Origin of the sequence: Ensifer sp. Root142 (genome assembly GCF_001426785.1) — a bacterium.
GTDB classification, from domain to species: domain Bacteria; phylum Pseudomonadota; class Alphaproteobacteria; order Rhizobiales; family Rhizobiaceae; genus Ensifer; species Ensifer canadensis.
The window spans coordinates 69,685-82,549 of sequence record NZ_LMFK01000017.1 but is presented as its reverse complement, the minus strand read 5'-3'; the positions used below and the strand labels follow the sequence as shown (position 1 = coordinate 82,549).

Genomic DNA, 12,865 nt, shown 5'->3' with positions numbered 1-12,865 from the left:
CACGCGGTGCGGATCGCAACTGTTCCATCCGTCCTCTGCAGCTCGGACTTTGGCCGCTGCCGATTCGCGGGTGAAAGGGGGCAGTGGTGGGCGTTGTTCAGTCATGGTCATGATCTCCAGATCCTTTTCACTGTACCGCTCGGTAAACAGTGTGTCAATCGGTACATGTGGCTGAGTGCAGCGTCAACGGTCAACGCTGGGCGCTGGCCGCTTTGCCGTGCGAATTGAAAGGTTGCGCCGTAGCCCGCCGAGTTCGCGTCAGCTCCCGAAAACCGGACACCTTGCAACCGTACTTTCGATCGTTAATGTGGATTGACTGTCTGTGGCGAACGCAAATGGGATAGGAATGAAGTTCCGCCTCTCCGCCGGTGCAAATTTTTTCCTGCTTGGCGAGCGAAAGACAATATTTGACGAGGCGTCGCAGCAGATTTTTCAGCTCGATGAGCTGAGCGCTTATCTTACCTGTCTTCTCACCGACCCCACGTCGCCTTGTGAATTGGAAACCGCGGTTATGGCGCGGGGCGCCAGCCGGGCTCGGGCTCATGCGTCGGTGCAAAATTACTTGGCCTATTGGTCACGACGCAATCTACTGGAGATCATTTTCGATGAGGATGAGGGTCAGCCACTAGATACCCGAAAGTTCGATTTCGCCGGTACCACCGTATCGATCGCCTTTTACGATCAAGATCTTCGCGATCTCATTCTCCCCGTTTTCACCCACAACAGGACGAACGCCGACACGCCACACACGGCTGTCTACGACGTGGCGCGGCTTGGCGATCGCGTATGCATCAGCCGAAATCGTACCTCAGGAATGATCGTCGCCGGCTCGGAAGCTGCCCCCGCGCTTAAGGCGCTGATAACAGACGACGTTCTTGCGAATCTTGGAACGAACGTCGCGCTACACGCCGCATTGCTCGTCAGGAACGCCAGAGGCCTGTTAGTCTGTGGCGCGCCGGGGGCTGGCAAGACCACGCTCGCCATGGCACTGCTTGCAGCAGGTTTCGCCTGCGGCGGGGATGACATCGCCCTTTTGGACGAGGATGGCCTGCTTGTGGGCGTGCCCTTCTCGCCGGCACTCAAGCAGGGTTCTTGGGGTCTGCTCGACCAAATGACGGATGCCATTCTGGCGGCACCTATCCATCGGCGGCTTGACAACAAGCGCGTCCGCTATCCGAAAGGGCTTTGCTATGCCGCACAGGAACGGGTTCCGCTTGAAGCCATCGTACTGCTCCGCCGTCGGCGAAAGGGACCGATCGTGGTTACAGACGTTGATGCCCTAAAAGTGCTTTCGGAACTGCTGGCCGGTGCTTTCACGCCTGAGCGCCGCCTCGCTTTGCCGCAGTTTCAGCGACTCCTGCAGATGGTTTCAGGGGCGCGCGCCGTCGAACTTACGTACTCTGCCCTCGACGAGGCCGTAGAAACCTTGAGTCGCCTTCATGACAGGCAATAGCAGACGCGACCTCCTTACGCTTGCCTGCTGCCTCAATGGGCAGATACCAAAAGACGCGAACTGGGACGCGATCATAGCTCTTGCGAACAGGAGCCTGACGATCACCTCTCTCGCAGCGGCGGCAAAGAAGTCCAAAACGCAGGACTTGCCTAAAGACGTGAGCAATTACCTGGCAATGATCTACGCGCGCAACGCGGAGCGGAATTGCAGACTGAAGACGCAACTGATCGAGGCGAGCGCCCGTCTCAACGACATTGGCATAGAACCGGTCGTTATGAAGGGAACAGCGGTTCTCGTGAGTGCAGACCCTGAAGAGTTCGGCGCCCGCATCCTGACCGATTTGGATATTCTTGTCCGTCCGGAGAACATGGCCGCCGCAATAGAAACATTGCGCCATGTCGGATACGAGATCGAGCTTTCAGCCGGCGAAGGCTCCTGGCCAGGAAACACAAAATATCATCTCCCGGTCGTTCTGGTCCGTCCAACGTATGTCGGGAGCATTGACCTACAGTGCCGACCGAGGGGGCCGTCCTCCTTCGGTAACGCAGAATGGCTCCACCGTGACAGCCGCGCGCTAGATATTGCCGGTAGTCGCGTGCGCTTACCCACGCCCCTTGCGCAGATCGTCCTCTTGCTTCTGCACGATCAGTTTCAGGACGGGGATTACTGGCGTGGGCTGATGGACCTGCGCCACCTTCTGGACATCGCGAAGCTCTCCCGCACGTCACCGATCGACTGGAATGAGTTGAGAGGGCTTTTCGCGAGCGGTTATGAGAGAAACGCTGTGGATACGCAAATCGTGACGGCCGACGCGCTGCTCGGGCTAGACCGGCCGGCTACTAGCGGGGTGGGATGGATGGCCAGGATCCAGTTTGCCCGGCGGCATTTTCAGCTCGGCCGCGACTATCTTGCGGGCCCGCTCACGCTCCTGACACTTATCTCGGAACTTGCCCACTACCGTTCCTGGGATCGCTTCGGTGGCGAGCCCTATCCTTCCTGGCGCCAGGAAATTGAGCGAAAGGTTCGCGAGTTGCGACGCATTTTTCGCCCGAAGCCGCTTGGTAAACTATAGGGCTGTTTCGAAACTGTTAGAGCGCGCTTTGGTTGAGGTAGGCGAAGTGACAAGCCGGAGGTGCACATTTTGGATGAAAGTCACCTCCGACCAGCTTAAAGGCCCAGATCTAGACCAAAGACTTTGCTGGAATAACTCAATATACTAATGTACTATTGATCACATTAGGCGCGGGGGGGAACACGTATGTCCGAAAAAGTTGACGGCTCGCAGTCTCGAAGCAACGAAGACCGGCGCGAATTCCTGAAGGACTGCGGCCGCTTTGCAGTCGTAACCCCGCCTGTCGTGACGATGCTTCTGTCCACCAGCCTGACGTCGAAGGCGATTGCGGCATCCGGCGGAGGTGGCAGTACTAAGGGCAACAATGGTTGGGGCAATGGACCGGATCCGACAAATCCAGGAAGCAGCCACGGGGGCGGTGTGTCGAAAGGCGGCCCGGGTGCGGGCAAGTCGCAGAGCAGCACCAAGCAAAACGGGGTCCGGTAGTTCAGGCCTCGAGTGGTCAGGGGTTCGCGTAAGACGTGGCGCGGTGACTTCAATTTGCATGTTTATGTTGTAAGAATGCAGTTGGCGTGCTTCGCCGCCGTGCTGACCCACAAGGCATCGGGTCGATGTCGTGCCCTGGTCTATGGCCGCAACGCGCATTCCTTAATCCTCCCGAAAGCGAAAATGGACTGCCTGCGCTTGGCGTGCAGCGTCCGGAATAGGTACTGGGACCCGTCGTTCCGGCATCCAAAGCTGGGCCTTTCGCCACACCTTGCGGCCATCGAGTTCGAGTGACACGACACCGCGACAGCGTCGATTGAAGCGTAGCTGGAATTGACGGAAGGCGGACACGTTCGGCTCGACGCGTCGCGAGATCTGCGGCACCACCAGCTTCGCCGGCGGATCGAAGGTGAGAGCAACCGGTGGTCCGGCCTCCCCTCCCCTGTCCAGGTCTAGCGCAATCGCCGCCCCCACGACTGTCCCTTCGCGGAAAGCCCAACTGCAAGTCTCCACGGCGCGCAATACGTTGCCGCTGGCGAAGTAGAGTGGGTTGTCCGTGCGACCGTCCTGGTCAACGGCCGGCCCGGCACTACCCGCAGCAACTCCGATCGAAGCCTGCAGGAAAAGCGCGGCCTCCGGCGTGAAGCGCCCGGTAAACAGAATTCCATCGCAGGAAACAGCGACACCAATTCTGAGCCGACGATCAATGGGCGACTGAACGGCATGAGGCCATAGAATGTGACATAGGACCGCAGGGTGCCTGTTGTGACGATACCCACTGGCCGATCGCCGGATACTAGCTTCGCCGAGCGCGGCGTCTCACGCGCGCCGGTAGAAACCAGGATGCGGCGGGCCCGCAAATGTGGCAACGCCCTTGTCAGACGCAACGTTCAAGACACCATCGTCGCCCAGCGAGACGACCGAATGCCCGCACATCGACCTGCGCGGTTTTAGGTGCTCCAAACCCGGCGTCGACCCGATGGCATTAGAGCTCAGCGCGCAGCCAGTTGGTTGCAAGGGACCAGGAGGCCGCAATCATCGAGACTTGTGAAGGATATGGGCAGCGAGATCGCGTTCTGGCACATATCGGATGAAAGCGCCGTCAAGAAGCTAGGCCCGCATACGCCATCCGCAATCACCAAGGTGCCCCACGGTTCCGGATTTCTTGCATCCACCAACTCGTCTCCCCTTTCGGCCTCCCATGTCCGGGCCTCTCAACGCAAGCTGAACCTCAGCAAGATTTGGTCTGGAGTGAAATAGGGACGAGGCGCCCAATTTTCTATCTGTGAGGTATATAAATCGAAGATGTGGTTATCGGCGAGAAGGCCGATCCAGGTCCCAATCGCGGCCGATTGACAATCGGAACAACGCGTGTGTACGCTATTCAGTTGGCTTGTGCCGTCAACACACTACACGGATGAGTTCAAGATATCCAGGAGAACGTCGGGATGCCGGTGTGAGAATAAGGGGTGTCCGAAATGACCGTATACGTCGCCGAGATTTCAGGACGCGGCATCGCCGCTTTTGACGCCGCCAACGACATTGAAGCGAAAGCACAGCTGGCAGACCGGGGATTCCTGCGGGACCTGATTGTCCTGCAGAATAAGGGTCGTGCGCTCTGGGATGGTGTCTCGGAGATCCATGTGCGGATGGCTACCCCTGAGGAGACGGAGATCTGGCAGACAAGCCGAGCGGCAGCTATTCCGTCAGGTGAGGAGTCGGATGACGAGGGTCGGCATGTCTTCCTGGTCCCCGTCATCGATCCTTCTCATGACAAGTTCGACGATGACGACGACCCCCACGATGACGACCGTGATGGCGACTGAAACCACAACGGATGACGCGGCCCTGATCGAGGAAGGGCCGGAGTGGGTGCGGCCCGGCCTTCCCCAACTTTATGATACCGTCCCAATAGGTAGACGGATAGAGCGCAGAGTTCGCCGCGCGGTCGAGCCTAAACGGTTGGTTTGATGGCGTGTAAATCTGGTCGCGCTGTCCGCCAGGAATTAATCCGGAGCGCGCCATGACTACCGCACTACCCACTCGAATCGGTTTTCTGCTGTTTGCCGTCGCTCCGATCCTCTTTTGGATGCTGCTTGGAACCTGCTGGGCCCAGCAGGTTCCCGTGGGCGTGCCACCCGAAAAGGCACAACAGTTCCTCGATCTGCTCTCTGATCCGCAGGTGAAGACATGGCTCGAGGGAAAGATCCCTGCGACTGCCGCGGAGACGCCTTCCAGGTCGCTCGTAGAGGGCATTTCGAGCTGGGAGGCCGCCGTCCGCGCTCGCATCGGTGGACTTTTGGATGCAGTCCCCCGGATACCGGAGGAACTGGCAAGCGCGGCCGCTGTTGTCTCGCGCGACGTGAACTCGGACAGGCCCGGGCTGGTGGTCGGCATATTGGCCGTGCTGATTGCCGTTGGCTTCGGCGCCGAGTGGCTGATACGGAGGGCCTTTGCCCGGGCACACAAACCCGGCGCAGGAGAGGACGCCGGACAGCAAATCCTGGAGGAGATCGCTGCGTTGCTGACATTTGCCCTGGCCAGCGTCGGCTCGTTCCTGGCGTTCGAATGGCCGCCCTTGCTGCGTAAGATCATCCTCACACTGCTTCTAGCCTTCATCGTGTTTCGGGTCGTTCGGGCAATCCCCAAGTTGCTGTTTGCCTTGGGCGGCGCCAGCGCCAAGGCCGATCAGCCGACGGCAGCTTTTGAAAGCGATGCGGTTGCTCGTTTCTGGCTTTGGCGGATCAGCCTCATTGCCGGCTTTCTGCTGTTCGGCTGGACCTTCGTCAGCCTCATGCCCGACCTGGGCTTCTCCATCGAGGTGACCCGGCTCGCTGCCTTTCTGATCGGGCTGGGCATTCTGGCGACGGCAGTCGAAGTCGTCTGGCGGCGACCCGGCAAGCCGGCTTCACTCGTCGCCAAGTCACTGCTCACCCTCTACCTCGTCGTGCTTTGGTCGGCTTGGGTAGCGGGATTGCTGGGACTAATGTGGCTAGGCATCTATTCGCTGCTCTTGCCGGCCCTGGTGCGCGGTGTGGGCGATGTGGCGCAAGCCTTCGCAAACAGGATCACGCGTACCGGGGCCGTCGGCGTCATGCTGAACGTGCTCATCGTCAGGGGCGCCAGGGCAGTGGTGATTGCCGCGGCGGTCGCATGGCTCGCCTATGTCTGGCGGATCAGAGCTGCGGCCCTCGCCGGCAGCGAAACTGGCGCGATCGTGATATCCGGACTGTCCAACGGCATCATCATTCTCCTGGTCGCCGACCTGCTTTGGCAGCTGTCAAAGGCGTTGATCGCATATCGGATGGAGCTTGGGCCAAAGGACGGTTCCAATGCCGATGAACTCGCCCGCGGCGCGCGGCTGCGCACGCTGCTGCCAATATTCCGCAACGTGCTCGCTGTCTTCATCGGCGTCGTCACCGTACTGACGATCCTGTCCGGACTGGGCGTGCAGATCGCACCGTTGATCGCCGGCGCGGGCATTTTCGGCGTCGCCATCGGTTTCGGTTCGCAGACGCTGGTTAAGGACGTCCTGAGTGGCGTTTTCTATATGCTCGACGATGCCTTCCGTGTCGGTGAATACATCCAGAGCGGCAGCTACAAGGGCACCGTCGAATCGTTCAGCCTGCGGTCGGTCAGGCTGCGGCATCACCGTGGCCCAATCTTCACAGTGCCGTTCGGCGAGCTGGGAGCCGTTCAGAACATGAGCCGCGACTGGGTGATCGACAAGATGACTCTCAATGTCACCTACGATTCCGACGTAGATCTCGCTCGTAGGCTCATCAAGAAGGTCGGTCAGGAGCTGGCTGCGGACCCGGAGTTCGCTGCCGACACGCTTCAGCCTTTGAAGATGCAGGGCGTCGACAGCTTCGGCGACTTCGCGATCGTGCTCAGAATGAAGCTGATGACCAAACCGGGTGCGCAGTTCACCATAAAGCGACGCGCTTTCATGATGATCAAGAAGGCTTTCGATGAGAACGGCATCAAGATCGCGGTTCCAACCGTCCATGTTACGGGGGGAAGCGATGAAGCCGCCGGTGCGCAGCAAGCGCTCAACATGAGCAAAGCCGCCGAGCTGGCGGCCAAGGCACCTGTCGGCCCCTAATATATCACCGGTTCCGGATCCGGCGATGCATCGGCCGGCAGCGCCAGAAGACCCTGACGTGCTTGTCGTCGCCCACGAAAGCTGATCGAGGCGGAATTTGAGGCCATTTTCCACCCTTCTCTCAAAGTTCAATTGCCGCACTCACGCGCCGGGCGGCCGAATGGAACGGCGGTAGCGCAAGTGCGATCAACACTGGATTTGGAGGTCTACGGGTGACAAAGCCTTGAATATACAGCATGGCTTGACAAGTTGAATGCCGAGCGCAAGGCACTACTTCGCGAACTCACGATACAGCTCGACCGTCGGAGCGTGCCTATCGATTGCGTCGGCGACCTTGGCGGCCATCGGCAGGTTCTTCTTTTCCGCCCTAAAACGTTCAACCGTCTCGCGCGACGTGTCGATCACCAGCTTTTCGGAAAGCTCCGCTTTCGCAGCCAGATGCGCCAGCTCGTCTTTCGACAGTGCCGCCATCTTTTTTGTGCGGGAGAAATTGAGCGCCGCCGTATCTTCCCCCTCGATGTAAGGGATAGTCGACAACAAGTCATACGCTGGCGAGAGCGCAGGGGTGCGGCGATCAGGATAGGTTAGCGACCAGTTCTTCAGGTGCTGGGGTGGGCCGCATCTCCCAGCAGGGTGACACGCCCGAACGACCAGCGCGGCAGCGGCTCGCGATCGCAGTTGGGATATTCGTGGAACGCGCCTGTAGTCCGGATGACTTCTGCCGGATCGACATAGTCCAGTCGAAAGCGATCCCGCACGAAGGGCAAGACCTGTGCAAGGTCCCCCGGCCGGCTCCAGTCCCCGAGAGTGAACTGCCCGGCCCGCGGCTGACGGCTGCGGGCCATCACGGCCCAGTTGGTGAGACACATGTCCGGATAACATCGAAGTAGTTTGCTACTCCCGCCGCTATCAACAAACAGTCAGTCCTTCGCGCGGGGGTGACGTCGGTGGCGTTCGGGAAATGCACCGCGACATATGTGATGGCGGCACGCTCTTGATGGGATACGAACCAGCGTTGGCGAGTTCGTCTTTTGTGCAGGCATGTGATATTGCGATAGATTGCGAAGTATGACAGCCGGACATCATTTTCAGAGTTTGGAAACGCTGGACCGACACTGGAGAGCATTTATGGGTTGGAAAACGCCAAAGTTTGAATACGTGAATGGGTATAAAATCGTCGAAGTCGATGGGCCAACCTTCAAAGTTTATGACGGTGACCGTCAGTTAGGCGACCATTTCCCCTACTCGGGCGAGGCTGCTGCTTACGCAAATTCTTTGCCAAAGCGAGATCCTCAACACAAGAAGCTTGCATAATCAAAGGCGAAGCAAAATTTGACGAACTCCTGCCTCCGCTCAGCGTTGGAATTGCTTGGTTGGTCTGACTTTTTTGCAGATCAGGTAAAGCCCACTGAAGCTGACCTCGTACCCAAGCGCGTCGCGTCGGTGCACCGGGCACGCATCGAGGCGATGGGCGCCACGGGGTCAGACAGGCTAGAGCTACCAGCCCACGCCAGTACGGCTGACTTCGCGGTGGGCGACTGGGTGCTTGCCGATCCCCGGTCCCACATGCTTGTCCGCCGGCTTGACCGGAAAACCGTGTTTAAGCGACGCCCGGAAGTCGGACGTGGCCAACAACTTGTTGCTGCCAACATCGACACACTGTTGATCGTGACGTCGTGCAACGCCGATTTCAATATTGACCGGCTAGAACGTTACCTAATCATGGCCAACGAGGCGGGCAGCAAACCGGTCATCGTGTTGACCAAGGCTGACACTGCGGACGACGTTGGCATATTTCAGGCCAAAGCCGAGGCTTTACAGCGTGACCTACCTGTGGTCGCCCTGAATGGGCGCTCTGCCGATGCAAGCTCCTTTTTGAGTTCCTGGTGCGGCGTTGGCCAAACGATCGCCCTGGTGGGATCGTCCGGAGTAGGAAAGTCGACGTTGGTAAACACGCTGACCAGACCTGCATCTGACGCAAAGCAGAAAACCGGGACTATTCGCGAACATGACGCGCAAGGCCGTCACACCACGACCGCGCGCTCGCTGCATCCTATTCCGGGCGGCGGCTGGGTCATAGACACGCCGGGAATAAGAACACTTTACGTCAGCGATATCACCGACGGGATCGACACGCTTTTTTCCGACATAAAGGAACTGGCACCGGCTTGCCGATTTCGCGATTGTACCCATGCGAATGAACCGGGCTGCGCGGTTCAGGCAGCTGTCAAAAGCGGCACTTTGGCCGCCGACCGCCTTGAACGCTGGCGAAGTCTTGTTTCTGAAAACCGTGACAGAACACCTGTCGTCAGCGGACCACGCGGCAACAAGATCGTTCGCAAAAAGAAGTACTGACGCCTTGATAGGATTCGAACTGCCGACCCATCACTCATCCGCCCTCAGGGGCGCATGTTTGGATGGCTTTCGCTTGGCAAGGACTTTTGGTGTGGCAGCGATTTCCAAGCACGATCGCGGCAGCGAGAGCAATCTGCCCGCGGTGATAAGTCTGGCGCTGCGATGCAGCGGCATGGTCATTGGGCTTGCTCCGAGGCGGAGGCAAGCTCCTTGATGTGATTGTGGCCTCGATGTGTTTTTTCTAATCGGCCTTGGAAAGCGTGCGTATGGGATCGGACCTGGGAGGGAGATCCTGTGCCGTCGGCGACTCGGCGGCACAGGGCTTCATGAATGGACCACTTTTCAATTGCATCAGTAGCAGGGCGGATAGGGATAGTAGCCACACGCCGGGGGTGGGTAATAGGGCGCAGCAGCAGCACCTACGGCTGCGCCAACAGCAGCCCCGGCAACAGCTGCCCCCGCGACGGCGCCAGCGCCATACCAAGCGCCGTGATAGACCGGGGCGTGCCAGTAGGCGCCACCGTGGTAGCCGTATCCACCACCGTGCCAAACCGCGCCACCGTAGCCACCCACATGGGCGAATCCACCGCCGCCCGGTCCGCGAAACGCGAAGGCGTCAATGAAAAGAGCTGCTGGACCGCTCGCATTGTTCAGGCTGCCTTCCAGGACGGCAACGTCGAACGTGAGCGTATTTCCTTCCAGCTTCGGCGACTTGAGCGTAACCACGGCGTCGTTCACATCCGAGCCGTCGCCGCCAAGAATTGAAACCGTCGCATTTGGCGGGTCGATGGCGAAGTTGTCCTTGCCTTCATCCCACTGCATGATGAACTGCTGGGTGGTTACGTGACCTGCAGCGCGAACGGGCCGGTCGGCGAAGACGATCGAGTTCTTCGACACACCCGTCAGCACCAATTTGCTACCGTCAAGCGTAGCGCCATCCGAATTGATCACCGCCAGCGATGGGACCGGACCAGTCGGCGTGACATGGCCGATGGTTTTTTCCAGCGGGACGTGTGGTTTCTTGGCGACGTCTTGCGCGATCGCACCCGTCGCGATGGCAAGGCCTCCCGCAAAGGCTACTACGGTTGCGAAGCGATTGATGTTCATATTGAAATTCTCCTTAGAAATGAGAGCAAGCTTCCTTCACCACTGCTGCAGAGCTGGTATCCTTCAGCTCTCGACTGGAGATCTGCGTCCCGTCACTTGGTCACCAGTTCAACTTCGCTGGGCCTCCATTCCTTCGTGAAAAATGGTTCGAGCGGTCCGTAGAGACGCAGGCACGGGATAAACCCCTTGCCCGGCACGGTCTGGATCCAGTTACCCCGAGCGACGCCTTCAGGTTGTTGCGGCGAGAACCAGACCGTCGTCGTGCCGTCGGCAGCTGCCTCGGCCGCGGGCGAAGGATAGCTCTGGCTGCCGGCGCGCGGATAGCGCTGGGGGGTATCGAGCATCGAACGCGTCTGGTTGTCGTAGGCAATAAAGGACCAGAAATTGGCGTAAGGAATGTCCTTCGGCAGCGTCACCTTGTAGGTCTTGGCACCGTCGAAGGGCTGCTTGTCTGCATCCACGATCGTCCACAGGTACTGCGAGCCAATGCCCGGCACGCGCATGGCCATCCCTGGCGTAATGCCGGTGACGCCGTAGAAGAAGGACGTTCTGGAGTCCAGCAAGCGGTACCCTGTGGCCGGGTAGGGCTTGGCGCCCTCTGGCGTAATTTCTGGAATCGGCGTCTCGAACTCGTAGCCGCTGACAAACAACTGGTTCACCCAACTTGAACCGGGGTAATAGTACCAGTCCTCAGCGCGAGGAGCCATGAACAAGGTGCGCGACGTGGCGTTGGCTAGCGCCACGGCTTCGGTGAGGATCTTCTTCATCCGCGCATCCGGCGCAAAGGGTTTGCCTTTGACGATGCCGATGGCTGCGATCGGGCCCATCAACTCGGCGTCAAGCGCCGTTGCAGGCTCCTGTTGCACGATTTCGTTGAGCCACTCGTAATAGGAGTAGTCGTTGGGCGGTATCGTGTTCATCACCACACCACTGCCTTCGTGGAAAACAGTCGGTGGCGGCGGGGTGATCGGCCCGAGTTTGGTTTTACCGTCAAGGAATTCGGAAACGGGCGTGCCGTAGCCGCCGGCTTGGTACGGATAGACCTTAAGTGTTTTCTTGATCTGTTCGACCACCGGCTTTGGATCGTTGTTTTCCATGAACGCGCGAGCGAACCAAATAACGAAGTTGGTGCGGGCGCGGGCCACAAAGTAGCCCCCTTCGGGAACGTTACCCTCGTAGCCAGGTGGCAGGATGAGATACTTGCCGCCTTCACCGCGATCAGCCCCGGGCGCGCCCAAATCAATAACCCAGCGGAACCACTGGTCGTCGATAGCGCCCAACATCTTGGGTCCCACCTCAAGCACCATCGGCCCCTTGGAGAGATCGAGCATTCCCAAGGAATAGATCGTGTCCGCGTTAGCCGTCAGGAATAGTGACTTGGAATCCATCAGATCGGAGAAAATGAGGACTTCATTGTCTTTCACCCCGACGCTCTGAAAGCCTTTGTGAAGCGCCGCTATGCTGACACCCTGGAAAGTGTTCACGAACGCCTCGAACCCGTGCGTGAAGTCCAGATTGTCATAGATCTTTTCGATGGTTTCCTTGCTCGGCATGCCGTCCTTGAAGTCGAGTGTGCCGATGCGAGTCTCGACCTTGTCCGGCGTCAGGATAGATGCAGGCGGGGTTGCCGTTTGGGCGCTTGCTCCAATCGTGCAGGCGAGGAAAGTCGATGCCGCAAGGGCCATCATCAGCCCGCTGAGTCTGCTGTCGATCAATTTCATTGGTCGTTCTCCCCTAGGTTCTTTGGGTTTGGTAGTGGCGGGCGCTGCCAGTTGTCGGTGCGCCCACCCTTGACCAGTTGGTAGGCTCAAGCTGACTCATCGGTAATCCTGAGGAAGCCTTGATGATATTGTCCTTTGGGGAAGTTGTCAGTCCGCAGATGTCGGCAGTTTCGTCGTACGTATCTTTGCTCTCATGGCCGAACCTGTAAAATTGCGTTGGATCCCTGAAATAGAAGTCACTCGATGCACTACTTACGCTGCGTTGCTTCCGGGCTCACAGCAACGTAACTTACTGTAACGAGTGTGTAGTTTACTACGCCTCGAACGCGACGCGCCGCTTTGTTTGCGGTTGTTCAGAGGGATCCGGTGCATGCGGTTGAAGGACAGAAATCCCGCCACGTGACCCAACTGGACTGCGACTGCGACTGCGTGAGGATCGAAGCTGATGTTTCGCGGCTACTCACGAACGTGATCTGCAGAGCCCGCGTGGTTCCTGGCAGTCGATGACGTCGACACGCAGGGCAATTTCGCCGAAATCGTCCTGCACGTGGCAACAGCCCACGATA

At 58.8% G+C, this 12,865-nt stretch carries 10 protein-coding genes and 2 pseudogenes; 7 read left to right on the top strand and 5 right to left on the bottom strand.

Going from position 1 to position 12,865, the window contains the following annotated elements:
- Nucleotides 1-105 (bottom strand): DUF1348 family protein (locus ASD52_RS37540; RefSeq protein WP_156612997.1); only part of this gene is annotated, 105 nt, incomplete at its 3' end.
- A 241-nt stretch (nt 106-346) separates the two neighbouring features.
- On the opposite strand from ASD52_RS37540, the gene ASD52_RS19145 reads away from it, so the two are divergent.
- The 5 genes from ASD52_RS19145 (at nt 347) to ASD52_RS19120 (ending at nt 7,116) form a co-directional block, all read left to right on the top strand.
- Complete coding sequence (locus ASD52_RS19145) at nt 347-1,453, top strand: hypothetical protein (protein WP_057225211.1); 1,107 nt, start codon at nt 347-349, stop codon at nt 1,451-1,453.
- Nucleotides 1,440-2,525 (top strand): nucleotidyltransferase family protein, encoded by a 1,086-nt coding sequence (locus ASD52_RS19140; protein WP_057225208.1) that lies wholly within the window; start codon nt 1,440-1,442, stop codon nt 2,523-2,525. The genes ASD52_RS19145 and ASD52_RS19140 overlap by 14 nt, the downstream gene beginning before the upstream one ends.
- A 186-nt stretch (nt 2,526-2,711) precedes the next feature.
- A complete protein-coding gene (locus tag ASD52_RS19135) occupies nt 2,712-3,011 on the top strand; it encodes a hypothetical protein (RefSeq protein WP_057210204.1) in 300 nt (99 codons plus the stop codon).
- Between the two features lie 1,478 nt (nt 3,012-4,489).
- On the top strand, nt 4,490-4,837 hold the full coding sequence (locus ASD52_RS19125) for a hypothetical protein (RefSeq protein ID WP_057225205.1): 348 nt from the start codon (nt 4,490-4,492) through the stop codon (nt 4,835-4,837).
- A gap of 197 nt (nt 4,838-5,034) precedes the next feature.
- On the top strand, nt 5,035-7,116 hold the full coding sequence (locus ASD52_RS19120; RefSeq protein ID WP_057225203.1) for a mechanosensitive ion channel domain-containing protein: 2,082 nt from the start codon (nt 5,035-5,037) through the stop codon (nt 7,114-7,116).
- 270 nt (nt 7,117-7,386) lie between these two features.
- Here ASD52_RS19120 and ASD52_RS37530 read toward each other — a convergent pair.
- Both ASD52_RS37530 and ASD52_RS19110 read right to left on the bottom strand, forming a co-directional pair.
- Nucleotides 7,387-7,722 (bottom strand): annotated as a pseudogene (locus tag ASD52_RS37530) (HipA domain-containing protein); the annotation flags it as partial.
- A 2-nt stretch (nt 7,723-7,724) separates the two neighbouring features.
- Nucleotides 7,725-7,916 (bottom strand): annotated as a pseudogene (locus ASD52_RS19110) (flavin-dependent oxidoreductase); the annotation flags it as partial.
- Nucleotides 7,917-8,244: 328 nt separating this feature from the next.
- Here ASD52_RS19110 and ASD52_RS19105 point away from each other — a divergent pair.
- Together ASD52_RS19105 and rsgA are read left to right on the top strand one after the other, a co-directional pair.
- Nucleotides 8,245-8,430: a hypothetical protein gene (locus ASD52_RS19105; protein WP_057225197.1), complete on the top strand. Its 186-nt coding sequence runs from the start codon at nt 8,245-8,247 to the stop codon at nt 8,428-8,430.
- An 18-nt stretch (nt 8,431-8,448) separates the two neighbouring features.
- A complete protein-coding gene (gene rsgA, locus ASD52_RS19100; RefSeq protein ID WP_057210197.1) occupies nt 8,449-9,471 on the top strand; it encodes a ribosome small subunit-dependent GTPase A in 1,023 nt (340 codons plus the stop codon).
- A 351-nt stretch (nt 9,472-9,822) separates the two neighbouring features.
- Here the strand turns inward: rsgA and ASD52_RS19095 are convergent, their stop codons facing one another.
- Both ASD52_RS19095 and ASD52_RS19090 read right to left on the bottom strand, forming a co-directional pair.
- The gene (locus ASD52_RS19095) at nt 9,823-10,578 is read right to left on the bottom strand and encodes a hypothetical protein (protein WP_057210195.1); all 756 of its coding nucleotides are present in this window, start codon (nt 10,576-10,578) and stop codon (nt 9,823-9,825) included.
- Between the two features lie 92 nt (nt 10,579-10,670).
- Entirely contained in the window at nt 10,671-12,299 is a 1,629-nt protein-coding gene (locus ASD52_RS19090; RefSeq protein WP_057210193.1) for a DUF1254 domain-containing protein, read from the bottom strand.
- Nucleotides 12,300-12,865: the final 566 nt, after the last annotated feature.

Bases quoted from the DNA above. Each gene is read 5' to 3' on its own strand.
- ASD52_RS19125 (WP_057225205.1), top strand. From the start codon at position 4,490: ATGACCGTATACGTCGCCGAGATTTCAGGACGCGGCATCGCCGCTTTT.
- ASD52_RS19140 (WP_057225208.1), top strand. From the start codon at position 1,440: ATGACAGGCAATAGCAGACGCGACCTCCTTACGCTTGCCTGCTGCCTC.
- ASD52_RS19095 (WP_057210195.1), bottom strand. From the start codon at position 10,578: ATGAACATCAATCGCTTCGCAACCGTAGTAGCCTTTGCGGGAGGCCTT.
- ASD52_RS19105 (WP_057225197.1), top strand. From the start codon at position 8,245: ATGGGTTGGAAAACGCCAAAGTTTGAATACGTGAATGGGTATAAAATC.
- ASD52_RS19145 (WP_057225211.1), top strand. From the start codon at position 347: ATGAAGTTCCGCCTCTCCGCCGGTGCAAATTTTTTCCTGCTTGGCGAG.
- ASD52_RS19135 (WP_057210204.1), top strand. From the start codon at position 2,712: ATGTCCGAAAAAGTTGACGGCTCGCAGTCTCGAAGCAACGAAGACCGG.
- ASD52_RS19120 (WP_057225203.1), top strand. From the start codon at position 5,035: ATGACTACCGCACTACCCACTCGAATCGGTTTTCTGCTGTTTGCCGTC.
- ASD52_RS19090 (WP_057210193.1), bottom strand. From the start codon at position 12,299: ATGAAATTGATCGACAGCAGACTCAGCGGGCTGATGATGGCCCTTGCG.